The organism is Pseudomonas sp. NPDC077186 (genome assembly GCF_044543505.1).
Taxonomy (GTDB): domain Bacteria; phylum Pseudomonadota; class Gammaproteobacteria; order Pseudomonadales; family Pseudomonadaceae; genus Aquipseudomonas.
Window position 1 is genome coordinate 261,955 of sequence record NZ_JBITWE010000004.1, and the last position, 19,450, is coordinate 281,404.

The following is a 19,450-nucleotide window of genomic DNA, read 5'->3' on the forward strand; positions in this document are numbered from 1 at the left end:
CTTGCTTGGTTAGCGTCATGGCTCCGTCGATCAGCCTCAGGAGCCCTCCATGCGCAATGAACAAGAGCAAGACGTGCTATTCGGCAATGGCGACGAGCCGCTCAGCAACGCCTCCGCCAACCCCCATATCAACGACCTGATCGAAGCCGGCCTGAGCCGTCGCCAGGTGCTCGCCGGCGGCGCCGCGCTGGGTGTCATGGGCTTTCTCGGCGTGGCCATGCCCGGCAGCGTCGAGGCCGCCGGCAACCCGCTCGACGAGCTGCTCGAGCGTCTGAAAAAACGCGGCAAACGTCTGCCGTTCAACCCGGTGGCGGTGACCCGCGCCGACCGCATCAGCGTGCCGCCCGGCTACAAGGCCACCACCTTCATTCCCTGGGGCACGCCGATCCGTGGCAGCTTCCCGGCCTTTCTCGACAACGCCGGCAACAGCGCCGCCGATCAGGCCGAGCAGATCGGCATGCACCACGACGGCATGCACTTCTTCCCCATCGACGGCCAGCGCGGCGGCGGTCGCAAGAGCGACCACGGTCTGCTGGTAGTCAACCACGAATACATCGACGCGCCGCTGCTGCATCCCAACGGCCCGACCCTGGTAAACGGCAAGCGCAGTAGCGCCGACGAAGTGCGCAAGGAAATCAACGCCCATGGCGCCTCGGTGGTGGAAGTGCGCCGCGTGCGCGGCCAATGGGAAGTGCTACCCAGCGCCCGCAACCGCCGCATCACCGGCGCCACGCCGATGCAGATCAGCGGCCCGGCGTGCGGCCATGCCCTGCTCCAGACCCGCTACAGCCCAGACGGCACCGCCACCCGCGGCACCCTGAACAACTGCGCCAACGGCTTCACGCCTTGGGGAACCTACCTGACCTGCGAGGAGAATTGGGCCGGCTACTTCGCCAGCGGCGACGCCGAACGTCCGCGCGAACTGCGCCGCTACGGCGTCGGCAGCGCCAGCCGCTACGGCTGGGATCACCTGGCCGGCGACGAATTCCAGCGTTTCAACGCCACCCGCCTGGCCGCCGACGCCAGCGGCGACTACCGCAACGAGCCCAACCATTTCGGCTGGATCGTCGAGATCGATCCCTTCGCGCCGGAATCGGCCCCGATCAAGCGCACCGCACTGGGTCGCTTCGCCCACGAGGGCCTGGTGTTCGCCCCGGTCAAGCCGGGCCGTCCGGTGGTGTGCTATTCCGGCGACGACTCGCAGAACGAGTACATCTACAAGTTCGTCAGCCGCGGCAAGTACATACCCGGGCGCAGCGACGGCAGCCTGCTCGACGAGGGCACCCTGTACGTGGCGCGCTTCAAGGCCGACGGCAAGGGCGAATGGCTGGCCCTGGACATCAAGGACAAGGCCTTCCAGGCCGCCTGCAAGGCCGCCGGGGTCAGCTTCGCCGACCAGGGCGAGGTACTCATCAATACCCGCCTGGCCGCCGACGTCGCCGGCGCCACCAAGATGGACCGCCCGGAATGGGGTGCGGTCAACCCGCACAACGGCGAGGTCTACTTCACCCTCACCAACAACAGCTCGCGCACCGTCGCCGACGCGGCCAACCCGCGCGCGGCCAACCCCTACGGCCATATCATTCGCTGGCGCGAACTGAGCCGCGATTACGCCGGTCGCGAGTTCGCCTGGAGCCTGTTCCTGTTGGCCGGCCCGGAAGGCGACAGCCTCGATGCCAACGGCAGGCCGCTGAGCGCCGACAACCGCCTGGCGAGCCCGGACGGCCTGTGGTTCGACGAGGGTGGCCGGCTGTGGATCCAGACCGACATGAGCGGCAGCCAGCTGGCCAGCGGCCCGTTCGGCAACAACCAGATGCTGGTGGCCGAACCGAGCACCGGCGAGATGAAGCGCTTCCTGGTCGGCCCGGTGGGCTGCGAAGTCACCGGCATCACCGCCACGCCAGACTTCCGCACGCTGTTCGTCAACATACAGCACCCGGGCGAAGGCTCCACCCCGACCGATTTTCGCAGCACCTGGCCGGACGGCCCCGGCCGGCGCCCGCGCTCGGCCACCGTGATCGTCACCCGCGAAGACGGCAAACCGCTGCTGTAAGACCCCGGCGCCCTCTCATGCAACTGAGAGGGCGCTCTCCTTGCTCGCGCACGGGCAAAGCGCGGCGACAGCTTCTACGCTGAAAGCGCTATTCGACTCGCGCAAGGAGTGCCCATGCCCCGCACCACCCTGCTGCTCGGCTGCTGTCTCGTTCTCGCGAGTGCGGCGCTGACCTGGTACTGGCAGCGTCCGCCCGCATCGGTTCGACTCGACCCGGCTGCCGTGCCACCCACCCCGACCGCTGCCGAACCCTCCAGCGCCGCGAGCACCCAGTCGGCCAGCGCCGAGCAGCTGCAATGGCTGGCCGCCCCGCTGGTCCGGGCGCTGGTGCGCCGCTACCAGGCCCTCAGCGCCGAGCGCGAGGCGCGTCTGGCACAGCGCCGCGACCCACACTTCGAACGCTACAAGGCCGAGGAGCAACGCATAGTCGAGGACCTACTGGCTCTGCAGGACATCCCCGACGGCCTCAGCCGCGATCAATACCTGCGCCAGCGCCTGCAAGAGGCGCGCGAGCGCAGCTATCAGTAACCCCATCAGGAGCCATGCCATGCCATTGACCACCCTGAAGTACAACGACAACGATCAGGAGCACCGTGGTTTCGCCGACACCCTCGGGCAGATGCTAGGGCTGATCGACAAGGGCAAGCTGGATCGCAACACCAGCCACGCCTACTACGCTGGCCATGAATTGCGCGACAGTGGCGTCACCTGGAGCGGCCACTTCCTCAAGCGCGACTGCCCTGGCAGCGGCAAAACCAAGCTCGGCCGCAGCCAGAACCGCGTCATCGTCAACATCGACAGCAATGACGACCTGGTGGAGGGATGGGCGGTGGCCTGGCGTCACGACGACCGCCTGCTGCTGCTCGACGCCGGCTTCTTCAAACGGGCCGCACAGATGCGCGATTACATCAATTCGATGTGAGGCTACTCGGGCGCCCTGACCAACGCTCGCAACACCAGATAGAGCAAGGGTCCCACCGACACGAACAGCGCCGTCAGGGCGAAGAACGGCAACATGTAGCCGAGCGACTTGCCGCGCGCCCGCGCATCGCGATAGAGCCACACGCAGGCCAACGTCGCGAGGATATAGAGGTCGATCACCACCTGAGCGGTGTCCGCGCTGGACATCAGCTGCAGGCCGAACTGCAGCAGCGACTGTTCGGCATGCAGCATGACGTAGAGGGTGTAGGCGGAAAAGACGACGAGTACGGCGAGGGGCAGCATGGCTTTGCGCATGGGTTCTTCCTTGAATGAGCAGTCGAGCGTAGTGGCTCGACCGATACGCCGTCCAGCCAGACGCGCTCCGGGCTGACGTGGATCCGACTGCCCATGCCTCAGAGCAACTGATCCAGCAGGTAGTACAGCAGGTTGAACGGCTTGTTGCGGTCGGCCATATCGCTGCTTTCCGAGGCGTCCGGCACACTGCCGACGAAGTGATCCAGCTGCGGGTTCTGCTCCTGTAATGTCGGCGCTGACGAACTCGATGATGCTGGTGCAGTGGCTTTCGTTGACCCCGCGGTATTGCGGGAAATAGAAGCGCTCGTAGGAGTAGGACGAATAGTTCAGGTCCTGCCAGAAATGCGTATGGCCCATGCGCTCGCCCGGCAGTTGGCTCGACAGCGCCGGATACAGGCTGCCCAATCTTGTGGTTCTCTTGAGGGTCGGCATGCCGAGGCAGCGGCAACTACGCAGACCCCGTCGTCATCAGGTTCTGCTCGATCACCCTGGATCGTCGCCGGCTCGGCGATTCATGCACGCCAGTCCAGGAGAGTCGTCGACGACAAAGCCCGGACATATCGATTAGAGATATTTGCGCAAGTTTTAATTATTCATCGCTATTTAAATCTCCGGCGCAGTGCAACTGAGGCCTACACGAAAGTTGCAACTTATTCTCATCGCATTCGTTTCAAGCAATTATCAGTTGCACCTCGCGAGCCCCGTCAATGCTGGCCCCTGGGCAAAATTAAAATTAATACCGGCGCAACTGGATAACTGCGCCTAGCATTTAAATCACTTGGGTGCGCCAAGTTGGTTCGCCGTCATGGGGCTGCCGGGCCTTGCACGCACAGCCTCGGGCAGGCGACAGCCCGCAGCCCGAAGGCACCGCGACAACCCGGCGCACGGCAGCGATATTCAGCTACGGGGGTAAGGCATGAGCGAAGCGTTCGCCCAGCACTGGGCGCTGGCGGTGTTCCTCCTCGCGGTGGGCGGCCTGTGCGCCTTCATGCTCGGCGTATCCAGCCTGCTCGGTGGCAAGGCCTGGGGGCGCAGCAAGGAGGAACCCTTCGAGTCCGGCATCGTGCCCACCGGCAGCGCGCGGCTGCGCTTCTCCGCCAAGTTCTACCTGGTGGCCATGCTCTTCGTGATCTTCGACGTCGAGGCGCTGTTCCTCTTCGCCTGGGCCATCGCCGTGCGCGAAAGCGGCTGGGCAGGGCTGATCGAGGCCGCCGTGTTCATCCTCATCCTGCTCGCCGGGCTGCTCTACCTGTGGCGCGTCGGCGCCCTGGACTGGGCCCCCGAGGCACGCCGCCGGCGCCTCGGCGCACGCAAACCCTGAGGTCATCGCGATGCAATACAAGCTAACCCGCATCGATCCCGAAGCCCCCGGCAGCCGCTACCCCATGGGCGAGCGCGAGCTGCTCGACGACCCGCTGGCCGGTCAGGTGCACCGCAATGTGTTCATGGGCCGCCTCGAGCAGGTGCTGCACCAGACGGTCAACTGGGGCCGCAAGAACTCGCTGTGGCCCTACAACTTCGGCCTGTCGTGCTGCTACGTGGAGATGACCACCGCCTTCACCGCGCCGCACGACATCGCCCGCTTCGGCGCCGAGGTGATCCGCGCCTCGCCGCGCCAGGCCGATTTCATGGTGGTGGCCGGCACCTGCTTCATCAAGATGGCACCGATCATCCAGCGCCTGTACGAGCAGATGCTCGAACCCAAGTGGGTGATCTCCATGGGCTCGTGCGCCAACTCCGGCGGCATGTACGACATCTACTCGGTGGTCCAGGGCGTCGACAAGTTCCTCCCGGTGGACGTTTACGTGCCGGGTTGCCCGCCACGCCCCGAGGCCTTCCTGCAGGGGCTGATGCTGCTGCAGCAGTCCATCGGCGAGGAGCGCCGGCCGTTGTCCTGGGTGGTCGGCGACCAGGGCGTATACCGCGCCGAAATGCCCTCGCAGCGCGAGAAGAACCGCGCCGAACGCATCCAGGTCACCCAGTTGCGCAGCCCGGACGAGATCTGATGACCACTAGCAGCGCCCGCCTCGCCCCCTCACCCGCCGGCCACGACGACGTGGTCGCCGAGCTGCAGGCGCTGTTCGGCGCCGAGGCCTTCGTGGTGCAGGCGACCCGCACCGGCATGCCGGTGCTCTGGCTCGCCCGCGAGCAGTTGCTGGCGGTGTTGCGCGCCCTGCGCCAGCTGCCGCGCCCCTACGTGATGCTGTACGACCTGCACGCCACGGACGAGCGCCTGCGCACCAAGCGCGAGGGTCTGCCGGCGGCGGACTTCAGCGTGTTCTACCACCTGCTGTCGATCGAGCGAAACAGCGACGTGCTGCTCAAGGTCGCCCTCGCCGAAGACGACCTCAGCCTGCCCAGCGCCACCGCCATCTGGCCCAACGCCAACTGGTACGAGCGCGAGGTGTGGGACATGTTCGGCATCCGCTTCGACGGCCACCCACACCTGACCCGCCTGCTGATGCCGCCGACCTGGCAGGGCCACCCGCTGCGCAAGGACTACCCGGCGCGCGCCACCGAGTTCGATCCTTTCAGCCTGGATGCGGCCAAGCAGGATCTGGAACAGGAGGCACTGCGCTTCAACCCCGAGGACTGGGGCATGCAGCGCCACGGCGCCCACGAGGACTTCATGTTCCTCAACCTCGGCCCCAACCACCCCTCGGCCCACGGCGCCTTCCGCATCATCCTGCAACTGGACGGCGAGGAGATCGTCGACTGCGTGCCGGAGATCGGCTACCACCACCGCGGCGCCGAGAAGATGGCCGAACGGCAGAGCTGGCACAGCTTTATCCCCTATACCGACCGCATCGACTACCTCGGCGGGGTGATGAACAACCTGCCCTACGTGCTGGCAGTGGAGAAGCTGGCCGGCATCCGCGTGCCGGAGCGGGTCGAGACGATCCGCGTGATGCTCGCCGAGTTCTTCCGCATCAACAGTCACCTGCTGTTTCTCGGCACCTACATCCAGGATGTCGGCGCCATGACCCCGGTGTTTTTCACCTTCAGCGACCGCCAGCGTGCCTACCAGGTGATCGAGGCCATCACCGGTTTTCGCATGCACCCGGCCTGGTATCGCATCGGCGGCGTCGCCCACGACCTGCCGCGCGGCTGGGACAAGCTGGTGCGCGAGTTCGTCGACTGGCTGCCGCGGCGCCTCGACGAATACCAGAAGGCCGCGCTGGACAACAGCATCCTGCGCGGGCGCACCATCGGCGTGGCCGCCTACGACAGCCGCCAGGCACTGGACTGGGGCGTCACCGGCTCGGGTCTACGCGCCACCGGCCTGGACTTCGACCTGCGCAAGGCGCGCCCCTACTCCGGCTACGAGCGCTTCGACTTCGAGGTGCCACTGACCGCCAACGGCGACGCCTTTGATCGCTGCATCATCCGCGTCGAGGAGATGCGCCAGAGCCTGCGCATCATCGAGCAGTGCCTGCACAACATGCCCGCCGGCCCCTACAAGGCCGACCACCCGCTGACCACGCCGCCGCCCAAGGAATGCACGCTGCAGCATATCGAGACGCTGATCACCCACTTCCTCCAGGTGTCCTGGGGGCCGGTGATGCCCGCCGGCGAGAGCCTGCAGATGATCGAGGCAACCAAGGGCATCAACAGCTATTACTTAACCAGCGACGGCAGCACCATGAGCTACCGCACGCGTATCCGCACCCCGAGCTTCGCCCATCTGCAGCAGATACCGGCGGTGATCAGGGGCAGCCTGGTGGCGGACCTGATCGCCTACCTGGGCAGTATCGATTTCGTTATGGCCGACGTGGATCGCTAATCACATGAGCCAGACTGACCTGATCCAGACCGACCGCTTCGCCCTCAGCGCCGCCGAACAGGCGGCCATCGAGCACGAACGCGAGCACTACGAAGACCCGCGCGCGGCCTCGATCGAGGCGCTGAAGATCGTCCAGCAGCAACGCGGCTGGGTGCCGGACGGCGCCATCGCCGCCATCGGCGAGCTGCTCGGCATTCCCGCCAGCGACGTCGAGGGCGTCGCCACCTTCTATAGCCAGATCTTTCGCCAGCCGGTCGGCCGCCACCTTATCCGCGTGTGCGACAGCATGACCTGCTACATCGCCGGCCACGAGGCGCTGCTGGCCCACCTGGCCCGGCGCCACGGCCTGGCGCCGGGCCAGACCAGCGACGACGGCCGCTTCACCCTGCTGCCGGTGTGCTGCCTGGGCAATTGCGACAAGGCACCGACGCTGATGATCGACGAGCAGACCTTCGGCGAAGTGGACCCGCAGCGCCTCGACGCCCTGCTGGAGGCCTTCCAATGAGCCGCCTGCCCTCCTTCGCCCCGGCCAACCAGGTCGCGCGCCCGGCCGAGAGCCATCCGCTGACCTGGCGCCTGCGCGACGACGGCGAGCCGGTATGGCTGGAGGAGTATCGCGCCAAGGGCGGCTACCAGGCGGCCCGCCGCGCGCTGGCAGAGCTAGCGCCTGCGGACATCGTCCAGCAGGTCAAGGACGCCGGGCTCAAGGGCCGCGGCGGCGCCGGCTTTCCCACCGGGGTGAAATGGGGGCTGATGCCGGCCGACGAATCGCTGAAGGTGCGCTACCTACTGTGCAACGCCGACGAGATGGAGCCCAACACCTGGAAGGACCGCCTGCTGATGGAGCAGCTGCCGCACCTGCTGCTCGAAGGCATGCTGATCGCCGCCCGCGCGCTGAAGGCCGGGCGCGGCTACATCTTCCTGCGCGGCGAATACGTCGAGTGCGCCCGCCACCTGCGCCGCGCCATCGCCGAGGCCGAGGCCGCCGGCCTGCTCGGGCGCAATATCCAGGGCAGCGGCTTCGACCTCGAACTCTTCGTGCATACCGGCGCCGGGCGCTACATCTGCGGCGAGGAAACCGCGCTGATCAACTCGCTGGAGGGCCGCCGCGCCAACCCGCGGGCCAAGCCGCCGTTCCCCGCCAGCGTGGGCGTGTGGGGCAAGCCGACCTGCGTCAACAACGTCGAGACCCTGTGCAACGTGCCGGCGATCATCGAGCACGGCGTCGACTGGTACCGCGCCCTGGCCCGCCCCGGCAGCGAGGACATGGGCAGCAAGCTGTTCGGTTTCTCCGGCAAGGTCAAGCGCCCCGGCCTGTGGGAGTTGCCGTTCGGCATCGAGGCGCGCGAACTGTTCGAGGAGCACGCCGGCGGCATGCGCCCGGGCCATCGCCTCAAGTGCTGGCAGCCGGGCGGCGCCGGCACCGGCTTCCTGCTGCCCGAGCACCTGGACGCGCCGCTGCACGGCGCCGGCATCGCCAAGGTCGGCACACGCCTGGGCACCGGCCTGGCGCTGGCGGTGGACGACTCGGTAAGCATGGTCGGCCTGCTGCGCAACATGGAGGAATTCTTCGCCCGCGAGTCCTGCGGCTTCTGCACCCCCTGCCGCGACGGCCTGCCGTGGAGCGTCAAGCTGTTGCGCGCGCTGGAGCGCGGTGAAGGCCAGGCGGGCGATATCGAGACGCTGGAGCAGCTGTGCCGCTTCCTCGGTCCGGGCAAGACCTTCTGCGCCCATGCCCCCGGGGCGGTGGAGCCGCTGGCCAGTGCCCTGCAGTATTTTCGCGACGAGTTCGAGGCGGGAATGGCGCAGCAGCCGCAGGCGCTGAGCGTTGGATAAACACGGCTCCCTCTCCCCTCTGGGGAGCGGGTTGGGGTGAGGCGTAGGGTGGATGACGCTCTTTTCATCCACCATTACGGTGCCTTGGTGGTGGATCGATGAAGCGTGATCCACCCTACGGCGCTCCTACAAGACAGGCAACGAGGCAGGATCAGATGGCCACCATCCATATAGACGGCAAGGCATACGAGGTCGACGGGGCGGACAACCTGCTCCAGGCCTGCCTGTCGCTCGGCCTGGACATCCCCTACTTCTGCTGGCACCCGGCGCTCGGCAGCGTCGGCGCCTGCCGCCAGTGCGCGGTCAAGCAGTTCGCCGACGAGAACGACCAGCGCGGCCGTCTGGTGATGGCCTGCATGACCCCGGCCGGCAGCGCGCCCTGGATATCCATCGAAGACGAAGAAGCGCGCCAGTTCCGCGAGAGCGTGGTCGAGTGGCTGATGACCAACCACCCGCACGATTGCCCGGTGTGCGAGGAAGGCGGCCACTGCCACCTGCAGGACATGACCGTGATGACCGGCCACAGTCGCCGGCGCTACCGCTTCAGCAAACGCACCCACCTCAACCAGGACCTGGGCCCCTGCATCGGTCACGAGATGAACCGCTGCATCGCCTGCTACCGCTGCGTGCGCTACTACAAGGACTACGCCGGCGGCAGCGACCTGGGCGTGTACGGCGCCCACGCCAACCTCTACTTCGGCCGCGTCGAGGACGGCACCCTGGACAGCGAGTTCTCCGGCAACCTCACCGAGGTCTGCCCGACCGGGGTGTTCACCGACAAGACCCATTCGGCGCGCTACAACCGCAAATGGGACATGCAGTTCGCCCCGAGCATCTGCCACGGCTGCTCGCTGGGCTGCAACATCAGCCCCGGCGAGCGCTACGGCGAGATCCGCCGCATCGAGAACCGCTACCACGGCGCGATCAACCACTACTTCCTCTGCGACCGCGGCCGCTTCGGCTATGGCCACGTCAACCGCGCCGACCGCCCACGGCGACCGCAGCTGGCCGACGGCACCCAGCTCGACCTGGACGCCGGACTGGACCGCGCCGCGGCGCTGCTGGCCGGCAAGCGGGTAATCGGCATCGGCTCGCCGCGCGCCAGCCTGGAGAGCAACTTCGCCCTGCGCCAGCTGGTCGGCGCGGAGCACTTCTACAGCGGCATCGCCGCCGGCGAGCTGCACTGCCTGCACCTGGCCGTACAGCTGCTGCAGCACGGCCCGCTGCCCAGCGCCAGCCTGCGCGAGATGGAAGGCTGCGACGCCGCCCTGGTGCTCGGCGAGGACCTGACCCAGAGCGCCGCGCGCATGGCCCTGGCGCTGCGCCAGATGGTCAAGGGCAAGGCCGTGCGGATGGCCGAGGCGCTGCAGGTGCAGCCCTGGCTCGACGCCGCGGTCAAGACCATCGGCCAGCATGAGCGCTATCCGCTGCACAGCGCCACGCCGGACGCCACCCGCCTCGACGACGTGGCCCTGCCCTGGCACGGCGCTCCGGCCGACATCGCCCGCCTCGGTTTCGCCGTGGCCCACGCCCTGGATGCCGAAGCGCCGGCGGTGCCCGAGCTGGACGAGGCCAGCCGCCGGTACGCCGAGCGCATCGCCGCCGACCTGCTGGCCGCCGATCGCCCGCTGCTGATCGCCGGCACCTCGCTGGGCCAGCCGGCGCTGTTGCAGGCCGTCGCCAGCATCGCCAAGGCCCTGCACGAACAGGGCAAGCACGCGCGCATCGGCCTGGTGCTGGGCGAGGCCAACAGCCTGGGGCTGGCCCTGCTCGGCGGCGACTCGGCCGACGCCGCCCTGCACGCGCTGATCGACGGCAAGGCCGAGGCCGCCGTGGTGCTGGAGAACGACCTGTACCGCCGCGCCAACCATGCCGTGGTCGAGGCCGCGCTGCACGCGGCCGACAGCCTGCTGGTGCTCGATCACCAGCACGGCGCCACCGCCGCCTGCGCCGACCTGCTGCTGCCGGCAGCCAGCTTCGCCGAGGGCGACGGCACCCTGGTCAACCAGGAGGGCCGCGCCCAGCGCTTCTTCCAGGTGTTCGAGCCGAGCTACTACGACCCAGACTGCCTGATCCACGAGAGCTGGCGCTGGCTGCACGCGCTGCACTGCACTCGCGAAGGGCGCGCGCTGGACTGGACCCAGCTGGATCAGGTCACCGCCGCCTGCGCCGAGGCGATTCCGGCGCTGGCCGGCATAGTCGAGGCGGCGCCCTCGGCGGCGTTTCGCATCAAGGGCCTCAAGTTGGCGCGCGAGCCGCACCGCTACAGCGGCCGCACCGCCATGCGCGCCAACCAGAGCGTGCACGAACCGCGCGCGCCGCAGGACATCGACAGCGCCTTCGCCTTCTCCATGGAGGGCTACGCCGGCAGCGCCGAGCCGCGCCAGCAGGTTGCGTTCGTCTGGGCGCCGGGCTGGAACTCGCCGCAGGCCTGGAACAAGTTTCAGGACGAGGTGGGCGGCCACCTGCGCGCCGGCGATCCCGGCGTGCGCCTGCTGGAGCCCTCCGGCGCGCGCCTGGACTGGTGCCACGACATTCCGCCGGCCTTCGTCGCCGAACCCGGCTGCTGGCAGCTGGTGGCCCGCCAGCAGTTGTTCGGCAGCGAGGAAACCAGCGCCCTGGCCGCACCGATCCAGGCGCGCATGGCGCCGCCCTGCGCCACCCTGGCCCGCGCCGACGGCCTACGCCTGGGCCTGGCCGACGGCGCGCGGGTGCGCCTGCAGATCGCCGGTGAGTCGTTCGAGCTGCCGCTGCAGCTGAGCGATCAGTTGGCCCCCGGCCTGCTCGCCCTGCCCCACGGCATCGCCGGGCTGCCGGCGGTGCTGGCCGGACTGTTCGCCGAACGTATCGAGGAGGTGCGGTCATGAACGGGTTCGGCCCCGACGTGCTGACGATCCTCGTCGCCGTGCTCAAGGCGCTGCTCATCCTGGTCGTCGTGGTGCTCTGCGGCGCCCTGCTCAGCTGGGTGGAGCGGCGTCTGCTGGGGCTCTGGCAGGATCGCTACGGGCCCAACCGGGTCGGCCCGTTCGGTGCCTTCCAGCTCGGTGCGGACATGATCAAGATGTTCTTCAAGGAGGACTGGACGCCGCCGTTCGCCGACCGCCTGATCTTCACCCTGGCGCCCATAGTCGCCCTCAGCGCGCTGCTGATCGCCTTCGCCGTGGTGCCGATCACCCCCACCTGGGGCATCGCCGACCTGAATATCGGCCTGCTGTTCTTCTTCGCCATGGCCGGCCTGGCGGTCTATGCGGTGCTGTTCGCCGGCTGGTCCAGCGCCAACAAGTTCGCCCTGCTCGGCAGCCTGCGCGCCTCGGCGCAGACAGTGTCCTACGAGGTGTTCATGGGTCTGGCGCTGATGGGCGTGGTGGCCCAGGCCGGCACCTTCAACCTGCGCGAGATAGTCGACTACCAGCACCAGCACCTGTGGTTCATCGTTCCGCAGTTCCTCGGCTTCTGCACCTTCTTCATCGCCGGCGTGGCGGTCACCCATCGTCATCCGTTCGACCAGCCGGAGGCGGAACAGGAACTGGCCGACGGCTACCACATCGAGTACGCCGGGATGAAATGGGGGATGTTCTTCGTCGGCGAGTACATCGGCATCGTGCTGGTCTCGGCGCTGCTGGTAACGCTGTTCTTCGGCGGCTGGCACGGCCCGCTGCTGCCGCCCTTCGTCTGGTTCGCGCTGAAGACGGCGTTCTTCATCATGCTGTTCATCCTGCTGCGCGCGTCCATACCGCGGCCGCGCTACGACCAGGTGATGAACTTCAGCTGGCTGGTGTGCCTGCCGCTGACCCTGCTCAACCTGCTGGTGACCGGCGCCCTGGTGCTGGTCGCGGCGGCCTAGGGAGGTTGCTATGTTCCGCGCCATCGGCCACATCCTGCACGGCACCTACACCCAACTGCGCAGCCTGGCGATGATCTTCGCCCACGCCTTTCGCAAGCGCGACACCCTGCAGTACCCGGAGGAGCCGGTGTACCTGCCGCCGCGCTACCGCGGGCGCATCGTGCTGACCCGCGACCCCGACGGCGAGGAGCGCTGCGTGGCCTGCAACCTCTGCGCGGTGGCCTGCCCGGTGGCCTGCATCTCGCTGCAGAAGGCCGAGAGCGCCGACGGCCGCTGGTACCCGGAGTTCTTCCGTATCAACTTCTCGCGCTGCATCTTCTGCGGCCTGTGCGAGGAGGCCTGCCCGACCACCGCGATCCAGCTCACCCCGGACTTCGAGATGTGCGAGTTCGACCGCCAGCAGCTGGTGTACGAGAAGGACGACCTGCTGATCGCCGGCCCCGGCAAGTACCCGGACTACAACTTCTACCGGGTGGCCGGCCTGGCCATCGCCGGCAAACCCAAGGGCGCGGCGCTGAACGAGGCCGAGCCGGTCAATGTGAAGGGGTTGTTGCCATGACGAGAACATTCGCGTCGATAGGCTCCATGAGGCTCCCCGGAGGGGTTACCACGCAGGATCCTGCCAACATTCAATTCATCAGGCGCGCGAAGTCCCCCGTCAGGAGGCCGAACGGAGGTATTGCGCAGGGGGACGAGCCGCAGGGACGCGGCGAGAGGCGTAATGGGCCAGGGATGGCCCATGTACGCCGGCCCCCGGAGCGATACCGGAGAGAGGGGAGTCGAGCGCAGCGAGACCCGGATGCAGGGGCGTGTTTCTTTTGCTTACTTTTCTTTGCACGAGCAAAGAAAAGTAAGGCGCCCGAGGGGGCGCAACCAGAGCTACCGGCACACGCAAAAGCGGCGGCTGCCTTTGCACCTGAAGTGCTCCAAAAACATAGACCTGAGGGAGGCCACTGACCATGGCCATCGCCTTCTACCTCTCCGGCGCCATCGCCCTGCTCGCCACGCTGCGGGTGATCGGCCACCACAACCCGATCCACGCCCTGCTCTACCTGATCATCTCGCTGCTGGCCGTGGCCATGTGCTTCTTCGCCCTCGGCGCGCCCTTCGCCGGGGCGCTGGAGATCATCGTCTACGCCGGGGCGATCATGGTGCTGTTCGTCTTCGTGGTGATGATGCTCAACCTCGGCCCGGCGGTGATCGCCCAGGAGCGCAAGTGGCTGACCCCGGGCATCTGGATCGGCCCCGGCATCCTCGCCGCGCTGCTGCTGGCCCTGCTGCTGCATGCCCTGTGGCTGCTGGACGGCGGCCAGCCGCTGGGGCAGAGCACGGTGCCGCCCAAGGCGGTGGGCATCAGCCTGTTCGGCCCCTACCTGCTGGCGGTGGAACTGGCCTCGATGCTGCTGCTGGCGGCGCTGGTCGCCGCCTTCCACCTCGGCCGCGCGGAGGCCAACCAGCCATGATCGACACGGTACCGCTGGAACACGGCCTGGCCCTGGCCGTCCTGCTGTTCTGCCTGGGGCTGGTGGGCCTGCTGGTGCGGCGCAACATCCTGTTCATGCTGATGAGCCTGGAGGTGATGATGAACGCCGCCGCGCTCGCCTTCGTCGTCGCCGGCAGCCGCTGGGCGCAGGCCGACGGCCAGGTGATGTTCATCCTGGTGATCACCCTGGCCGCCGCCGAGGCGGCCATCGGCCTGGCCATCCTGCTGCAGCTGTACCGCCGCCACGACAGCCTCGACATCGACTCGGCCAGCGAGATGCGCGGATGAACCTGTTGCCCCTGACCCTGCTCCTGCCGCTGCTCGGCTTCCTTGCCCTGGCGTTCTCCCGCGGGCGCCTGAGCGAGAACCAGGCGGCGACCATCGGCGTCGGCTCGGTCGGCCTCGCCGCGCTGACCGCGCTGTGGGTCGGCTGGCAGTTCCTCAGCGCACCGCCGGCCGGCGGCGTCCACGTCCAGCCGCTGTGGCAATGGCTGGAGGTGGACAGTTTCGCCCCGGCCATCGCCCTGCACCTGGACGGCCTGTCGCTGACCCTGCTCGGGGTGGTCAGCGGCGTCGGCTTTCTCATCCACCTGTTCGCCAGCTGGTACATGCGCGGCGAGGAAGGCTACGCGCGCTTCTTCGCCTACATGAACCTGTTCGTCGCCAGCATGTTGCTGCTGGTGCTCGGCGACAACCTGCTGGCGCTCTACTTCGGCTGGGAAGGCGTGGGCCTGTGCAGCTACCTGCTGATCGGCTTCTACTACCGCAACCCGGCCAACGGTGCGGCGGCGCTGAAGGCCTTCATCGTCACCCGCATCGGCGACGTGTTCCTCGCCCTCGGCCTGTTCCTGCTCTACCACGCCCTCGGCACCCTGAACATCCGCGAGCTGCTGGAACTGGCGCCGCAATGCTTCGCCAGTGGCGATGCGCTGCTGACCCTGGCCACCCTGCTGCTGCTCGGCGGCGCGGTGGGCAAGTCGGCGCAGCTGCCGCTGCAGACCTGGCTGGCCGACGCCATGGCCGGCCCGACGCCGGTGTCGGCGCTGATCCACGCCGCCACCATGGTCACCGCCGGGGTCTACCTGATCGCCCGCTGCCACGGCCTGTTCAGCCTGGCGCCGCTGAGCCTCGGCCTGGTCGGCGCGGTGGGCGCCATCACCCTGCTGCTGGCCGGCTGCGCGGCGCTGGTGCAGCGCGACATCAAGCGCATCCTGGCCTACTCGACCATGAGCCAGATCGGCTACATGTTCCTCGCCCTGGGCGTCGGCGCCTGGCAGGCGGCGATCTTCCACCTGATGACCCACGCCTTCTTCAAGGCCCTGCTGTTCCTCAGCGCCGGCGCGGTGATCAATGCCTGCCACCACGAGCAGGACATCTTCAGGATGGGCGGCCTGCGCCGGCGCCTGCCGCTGGTCTACGCCTGCTTCCTGGTCGGCGGCGGCGCCCTGGCCGCGCTGCCGCTGGTGACCGCCGGCTTCTATTCCAAGGACGAGATCCTCTGGCAGGCCCTGGCCGGCGGCGAGCGCCTGCTGCTGGCGGCCGGCCTGCTCGGCGCCCTGCTCACCTCGCTGTACAGCTTCCGCCTGATCTTCATCGCCTTCCACGGCCAGGCGCAGATCGACGCCCATCCCGGCCAGGGCCTCGCCCACTGGTTGCCGCTGGGCCTGCTGCTGGTGCTGTCGACCTTCGTCGGCGGGCTGATCGAGCCGCCGCTGGCCGGCGTGCTGCCGGCCGGCCCCGGCGCGGCCCACGGCGACGGCAGGCTGGGCCTGGAGCTGCTGTCCTCGGCGGTGGCGATCATCGGCGTGGCGCTGGCCGCCGGCCTGTTCCTCGGCCAGCGAAGGCAGGTCGCGGCGCTGGCCGCCAGCGTCCCGGGGCGCCTGCTGGTGGCCTGGTGGGGCGCGGCCTGGGGCTTCGACTGGCTCTACCAGCGGCTGTTCGTGCTGCCCTACCTGTGGCTGTGCCGGCTGCTGGCCCGCGACCCCTGCGACCGCAGCCTCGGCCTGCTGGCGCGCCTGGCGCGGCTGGCGCACCTGCTGCTGAGCCTGAGCCAGACCGGCCGGCTGCGCTGGTACGCCGCCTCGCTGGCGGGCGGCGCGGTGCTGCTGCTGGGAGCGCTGGCATGGTCCTGAATCTGCTCATGGAGGCGAGATGATTCTGCCCTGGCTGATCCTTATCCCCTTTATCGGCGGCCTGCTGTGCTGGCTGGGCGAGCAGCGCAGCCAGACCCTGCCGCGCTGGCTGGCGCTGCTGACCATGCTCCTGGTGCTGGCGCTGGGCCTGCTGCTGTGGGCCCAGGGCGACTTCCAGCTGGCGCCGATGCCGGGCCGCGATCCGGTCTGGGAGCTGGAGTTCAAGCAGCCGTGGATTCCCCGCCTGGGCATCAACATCCACCTGGCGCTGGACGGCCTGTCGCTGCTGATGATCCTGCTCACCGGCCTGCTCGGGGTGCTCTCGGTGCTCTGCTCCTGGCGCGAGATCCAGGCGCGGGTGGGTTTCTTCCACCTCAACCTGATGTGGATTCTCGGCGGGGTGATCGGCGTGTTCCTCGCCCTCGACCTGTTCCTGTTCTTCTTCTTCTGGGAAATGATGCTGGTGCCGATGTACTTCCTCATCGCCCTGTGGGGGCACAGCGCGGCGGACGGCAGCAGCTCGCGGATCAACGCGGCGACCAAGTTCTTCATCTACACCCAGGCCAGCGGCCTGATCATGCTGGTGGCCATCCTCGGCCTGGTGCTCAGCCACTTCAACGCCACAGGCGTGCTCACCTTCGACTACGCCCTGCTGCTGCGCGCCGAGCTCGCGCCCGGCCTGGAATACCTGCTGATGCTGGGTTTCTTCGTCGCCTTCGCGGTCAAGCTGCCGGTGGTGCCGCTGCACTCCTGGCTGCCGGACGCCCATGCCCAGGCGCCGACCGCCGGCTCGGTGGATCTGGCCGGCATCCTGCTGAAGACCGCCGCCTACGGCCTGCTGCGCTTCGCCGTGCCGCTGTTTCCCAACGCCTCGGCCGAATTCGCCCCCATCGCCATGGGCCTCGGCCTGCTCGGCATCGTCTACGGCGCGCTGCTGGCCTTCGCCCAGAGCGACATCAAGCGGCTGATCGCCTACACCAGCGTCTCGCACATGGGCTTTATCCTGATCGGCATCTACAGCGGCCACCCCCTGGCGCTGCAGGGCGTGGTGGTGCAGATGCTCGCCCACGGCCTGTCGGCGGCGGCGCTGTTTATCCTCTGCGGCCAGCTCTACGAGCGCCTGCACACCCGCGAACTGGGACAGATGGGTGGACTGTGGAGCCGCATGCACTACCTGCCGGGGATCACCCTGTTCTTCGCCGCCGCCAGCCTGGGCATGCCCGGCACCGGCAACTTCGTCGGCGAATTTTTGATCCTGCTCGGCGCGTTCAAGGACTGGCCCTGGTTCACCGTGGTCGCCGCCAGCGGCCTGGTGCTGGCCTCGGTCTATGCCCTGATCATGATGCAGCGCGCCTTCTACGGGCCGGCCAGGAGCGAGGCGGCGCTGCAGGCGCTGGACGGCCGCGAGCTGGCCATGCTGCTCGGCCTGGTGGCGCTGCTGCTGTGGCTCGGACTGTTCCCCCAGGCGGTGCTGGACACCTCGGCAGCCAGCATGCAGGGCGTGCAGCAGTGGCTGAGCGCGGCCTTCGCCCAACTGACGGTCGCGAGGTAGCCGGCCATGGATCTACGCCTCGAGCACTTCATCGCCCTGCTGCCGCTGCTGGTCTGCGCCGCCACCGCCATCGCGGTGATGCTCGGCATCGCCTGGCGCCGCAGCCATCGGCAGAGCTTCCTGCTCAGCGTGATCGGCCTCAACCTGGCGCTGCTGGCCCTGCTGCCGGCGTTGCGGGTGATGCCGCTGGAGGTCACCCCGCTGCTGCGCATCGACAGCTTCGCCGCCTTCTATATGGCGCTGATCCTGGTGGCCACCCTGGCCTGCGTGACCCTGGCCCACGCCTACCTCGGCGAAGGCCGCGGCAAGGGCTACCCGGGCAACCGCGAGGAGCTCTACCTGCTGATGCTGCTCAGCGCCTGCGGCGGCTTGGTACTGGTCAGCGCGCAGCACCTGGCCGGACTGTTCATCGGCCTGGAGCTGCTCTCGGTGCCGACCTACGCCCTGGTCGCCTACGCCTTCTTCAACCGCCGCTCGCTGGAGGCCGGGATCAAGTACATGATCCTCTCCGCCGCCGGCAGCGCCTTCCTGCTGCTGGGCATGGCCCTGCTCTACGCCGAATCCGGCAGCCTGGCCTTCGCCGCCATCGGCGCCAGCCTCGGCAGCCCCGGCCTGCTGGCGCAGTCGGCGCTGGGCCTGATGCTGGTGGGCCTGGCCTTCAAGCTGTCGCTGGTGCCCTTCCACCTGTGGACGCCGGACGTCTACGAAGGCGCGCCGGCACCGGTCGCCGCCTTCCTCGCCACCGCCAGCAAGGTGGCGGTGTTCGCCGCCCTGCTGCGCCTGTTCCAACTGGCGCCGGTGGCCGCCGCGCCAGCCCTGCACGAGCTGCTCGCGGCCCTGGCGGTGGCCTCGATCCTGGTGGGCAACCTGCTGGCGCTGCTGCAGAACAACCTCAAGCGCCTGCTCGGCTATAGCTCCATCGCCCACTTCGGCTACCTGCTGGTGGCCCTGGTGGCCAGCCGCGGCCTGGCCCTGGAAGCCGCCGCGGTGTACCTGGCGACCTATGTGCTGACCACCCTCGGCGCCTTCGGCGTGATCAGCCTGATGTCCACCCCCTACAGCGGCCGCGACGCCGACGCCCTGTACGAATACCGCGGGTTGTTCTGGCGCCGCCCCTACCTGACCGCGGTGCTCACCGTGATGATGCTGTCGCTGGCCGGGATTCCGCTCACCGCCGGCTTCATCGGCAAGTTCTACCTGATCGCCGTGGGCGTCGAGGCGCGCCTGTGGTGGCTGCTCGGCGCGTTGGTACTGGGCAGCGCCATCGGCCTGTTCTACTACCTGCGGGTGATGGTCACCCTCTACCTGCGCGAGCCCAACCTGCACCGCCACGACGCGCCCTTCGACTGGGGCCAGCGCGCCGGCGGCATGATGCTGTTGCTGGTGGCGCTGCTGGCGTTCGCCATCGGCGTCTATCCGCAACCCCTGCTGGCCATGCTGCAGGGCGTCGCGCTCGGCTGACACCGGCAAGATTCCGCTAAGCCCGAGCGGGTGGATGGCGGGTTTCCGCCACCCGCTGTGCGCTGCGTC

General features: G+C 68.3%; 17 protein-coding genes. 16 read left to right on the top strand and 1 reads right to left on the bottom strand.

All coding sequences use genetic code 11. The annotated features are described in order from the left end of the window. Nucleotides 1-49 precede the first annotated feature (49 nt). The 3 genes from ACIGKL_RS16745 to ACIGKL_RS16755 all read left to right on the top strand — a co-directional run bounded on the left by ACIGKL_RS16745 (nucleotide 50) and on the right by ACIGKL_RS16755 (nucleotide 2,975). On the top strand, nucleotides 50-2,053 hold the full coding sequence (locus tag ACIGKL_RS16745; RefSeq protein WP_397487609.1) for a PhoX family protein: 2,004 nt from the start codon (nucleotides 50-52) through the stop codon (nucleotides 2,051-2,053). Between the two features lie 114 nt (nucleotides 2,054-2,167). After that, the gene (locus tag ACIGKL_RS16750; RefSeq protein WP_397487610.1) at nucleotides 2,168-2,581 is read left to right on the top strand and encodes a hypothetical protein; all 414 of its coding nucleotides are present in this window, start codon (nucleotides 2,168-2,170) and stop codon (nucleotides 2,579-2,581) included. 19 nt (nucleotides 2,582-2,600) lie between these two features. Beyond that, entirely contained in the window at nucleotides 2,601-2,975 is a 375-nt protein-coding gene (locus tag ACIGKL_RS16755; RefSeq protein ID WP_397487611.1) for a hypothetical protein, read from the top strand. A gap of 2 nt (nucleotides 2,976-2,977) precedes the next feature. Here ACIGKL_RS16755 and ACIGKL_RS16760 read toward each other — a convergent pair whose 3' ends face one another. Beyond that, nucleotides 2,978-3,289 (bottom strand): DUF2834 domain-containing protein, encoded by a 312-nt coding sequence (locus ACIGKL_RS16760; RefSeq protein WP_397487612.1) that lies wholly within the window; start codon nucleotides 3,287-3,289, stop codon nucleotides 2,978-2,980. 916 nt (nucleotides 3,290-4,205) lie between these two features. Between ACIGKL_RS16760 and ndhC the strand changes: the two genes are divergently transcribed. The 13 genes from ndhC to nuoN all read left to right on the top strand — a co-directional run bounded on the left by ndhC (nucleotide 4,206) and on the right by nuoN (nucleotide 19,381). Then, nucleotides 4,206-4,610 carry an NADH-quinone oxidoreductase subunit A gene (gene ndhC / locus ACIGKL_RS16765; protein ID WP_397487613.1) on the top strand — a complete coding sequence of 135 codons (405 nt, stop codon included), beginning with the start codon at nucleotides 4,206-4,208 and terminating at the stop codon, nucleotides 4,608-4,610. Between the two features lie 10 nt (nucleotides 4,611-4,620). Then, nucleotides 4,621-5,295: a NuoB/complex I 20 kDa subunit family protein gene (locus ACIGKL_RS16770; protein ID WP_397487614.1), complete on the top strand. Its 675-nt coding sequence runs from the start codon at nucleotides 4,621-4,623 to the stop codon at nucleotides 5,293-5,295. Further along, a complete protein-coding gene (gene nuoC / locus ACIGKL_RS16775; protein ID WP_397487615.1) occupies nucleotides 5,295-7,073 on the top strand; it encodes an NADH-quinone oxidoreductase subunit C/D in 1,779 nt (592 codons plus the stop codon). Before ACIGKL_RS16770 ends, nuoC begins: the two co-directional genes overlap by 1 nt. Before the next feature lie 4 nt (nucleotides 7,074-7,077). Further along, nucleotides 7,078-7,578: an NADH-quinone oxidoreductase subunit NuoE gene (gene nuoE / locus ACIGKL_RS16780; RefSeq protein WP_397487616.1), complete on the top strand. Its 501-nt coding sequence runs from the start codon at nucleotides 7,078-7,080 to the stop codon at nucleotides 7,576-7,578. Then, nucleotides 7,575-8,909 carry an NADH-quinone oxidoreductase subunit NuoF gene (nuoF, locus tag ACIGKL_RS16785; protein ID WP_397487617.1) on the top strand — a complete coding sequence of 445 codons (1,335 nt, stop codon included), beginning with the start codon at nucleotides 7,575-7,577 and terminating at the stop codon, nucleotides 8,907-8,909. The genes nuoE and nuoF overlap by 4 nt, the downstream gene beginning before the upstream one ends. 155 nt (nucleotides 8,910-9,064) lie before the next feature. Continuing rightward, complete coding sequence (gene nuoG, locus ACIGKL_RS16790; RefSeq protein ID WP_397487618.1) at nucleotides 9,065-11,776, top strand: NADH-quinone oxidoreductase subunit NuoG; 2,712 nt, start codon at nucleotides 9,065-9,067, stop codon at nucleotides 11,774-11,776. Continuing rightward, complete coding sequence (nuoH, locus tag ACIGKL_RS16795; RefSeq protein ID WP_397487619.1) at nucleotides 11,773-12,753, top strand: NADH-quinone oxidoreductase subunit NuoH; 981 nt, start codon at nucleotides 11,773-11,775, stop codon at nucleotides 12,751-12,753. The genes nuoG and nuoH overlap by 4 nt, the downstream gene beginning before the upstream one ends. A gap of 10 nt (nucleotides 12,754-12,763) precedes the next feature. Continuing rightward, nucleotides 12,764-13,312 (top strand): NADH-quinone oxidoreductase subunit NuoI, encoded by a 549-nt coding sequence (gene nuoI / locus ACIGKL_RS16800; RefSeq protein ID WP_021444219.1) that lies wholly within the window; start codon nucleotides 12,764-12,766, stop codon nucleotides 13,310-13,312. Between the two features lie 400 nt (nucleotides 13,313-13,712). After that, nucleotides 13,713-14,216: an NADH-quinone oxidoreductase subunit J gene (gene nuoJ / locus ACIGKL_RS16805; RefSeq protein ID WP_397487620.1), complete on the top strand. Its 504-nt coding sequence runs from the start codon at nucleotides 13,713-13,715 to the stop codon at nucleotides 14,214-14,216. After that, nucleotides 14,216-14,524 carry an NADH-quinone oxidoreductase subunit NuoK gene (gene nuoK / locus ACIGKL_RS16810; RefSeq protein ID WP_397487876.1) on the top strand — a complete coding sequence of 103 codons (309 nt, stop codon included), beginning with the start codon at nucleotides 14,216-14,218 and terminating at the stop codon, nucleotides 14,522-14,524. Before nuoJ ends, nuoK begins: the two co-directional genes overlap by 1 nt. After that, nucleotides 14,521-16,368 carry an NADH-quinone oxidoreductase subunit L gene (gene nuoL, locus ACIGKL_RS16815; RefSeq protein WP_397487621.1) on the top strand — a complete coding sequence of 616 codons (1,848 nt, stop codon included), beginning with the start codon at nucleotides 14,521-14,523 and terminating at the stop codon, nucleotides 16,366-16,368. Before nuoK ends, nuoL begins: the two co-directional genes overlap by 4 nt. A gap of 19 nt (nucleotides 16,369-16,387) precedes the next feature. Then, nucleotides 16,388-17,920: an NADH-quinone oxidoreductase subunit M gene (gene nuoM / locus ACIGKL_RS16820; protein WP_397487622.1), complete on the top strand. Its 1,533-nt coding sequence runs from the start codon at nucleotides 16,388-16,390 to the stop codon at nucleotides 17,918-17,920. A gap of 6 nt (nucleotides 17,921-17,926) precedes the next feature. After that, a complete protein-coding gene (nuoN, locus tag ACIGKL_RS16825; protein ID WP_397487623.1) occupies nucleotides 17,927-19,381 on the top strand; it encodes an NADH-quinone oxidoreductase subunit NuoN in 1,455 nt (484 codons plus the stop codon). The last annotated feature ends 69 nt before the right edge of the window (nucleotides 19,382-19,450 follow it).

What these genes read in the sequence shown, in the direction of transcription:
- ACIGKL_RS16745 (WP_397487609.1), top strand. Translation starts at nt 50, where the DNA reads ATGCGCAATGAACAAGAGCAAGACGTGCTATTCGGCAATGGCGACGAG.
- ACIGKL_RS16750 (WP_397487610.1), top strand. Translation starts at nt 2,168, where the DNA reads ATGCCCCGCACCACCCTGCTGCTCGGCTGCTGTCTCGTTCTCGCGAGT.
- ACIGKL_RS16755 (WP_397487611.1), top strand. Translation starts at nt 2,601, where the DNA reads ATGCCATTGACCACCCTGAAGTACAACGACAACGATCAGGAGCACCGT.
- ACIGKL_RS16760 (WP_397487612.1), bottom strand. Translation starts at nt 3,289, where the DNA reads ATGCGCAAAGCCATGCTGCCCCTCGCCGTACTCGTCGTCTTTTCCGCC.
- ndhC (WP_397487613.1), top strand. Translation starts at nt 4,206, where the DNA reads ATGAGCGAAGCGTTCGCCCAGCACTGGGCGCTGGCGGTGTTCCTCCTC.
- ACIGKL_RS16770 (WP_397487614.1), top strand. Translation starts at nt 4,621, where the DNA reads ATGCAATACAAGCTAACCCGCATCGATCCCGAAGCCCCCGGCAGCCGC.
- nuoC (WP_397487615.1), top strand. Translation starts at nt 5,295, where the DNA reads ATGACCACTAGCAGCGCCCGCCTCGCCCCCTCACCCGCCGGCCACGAC.
- nuoE (WP_397487616.1), top strand. Translation starts at nt 7,078, where the DNA reads ATGAGCCAGACTGACCTGATCCAGACCGACCGCTTCGCCCTCAGCGCC.
- nuoF (WP_397487617.1), top strand. Translation starts at nt 7,575, where the DNA reads ATGAGCCGCCTGCCCTCCTTCGCCCCGGCCAACCAGGTCGCGCGCCCG.
- nuoG (WP_397487618.1), top strand. Translation starts at nt 9,065, where the DNA reads ATGGCCACCATCCATATAGACGGCAAGGCATACGAGGTCGACGGGGCG.
- nuoH (WP_397487619.1), top strand. Translation starts at nt 11,773, where the DNA reads ATGAACGGGTTCGGCCCCGACGTGCTGACGATCCTCGTCGCCGTGCTC.
- nuoI (WP_021444219.1), top strand. Translation starts at nt 12,764, where the DNA reads ATGTTCCGCGCCATCGGCCACATCCTGCACGGCACCTACACCCAACTG.
- nuoJ (WP_397487620.1), top strand. Translation starts at nt 13,713, where the DNA reads ATGGCCATCGCCTTCTACCTCTCCGGCGCCATCGCCCTGCTCGCCACG.
- nuoL (WP_397487621.1), top strand. Translation starts at nt 14,521, where the DNA reads ATGAACCTGTTGCCCCTGACCCTGCTCCTGCCGCTGCTCGGCTTCCTT.
- nuoM (WP_397487622.1), top strand. Translation starts at nt 16,388, where the DNA reads ATGATTCTGCCCTGGCTGATCCTTATCCCCTTTATCGGCGGCCTGCTG.
- nuoN (WP_397487623.1), top strand. Translation starts at nt 17,927, where the DNA reads ATGGATCTACGCCTCGAGCACTTCATCGCCCTGCTGCCGCTGCTGGTC.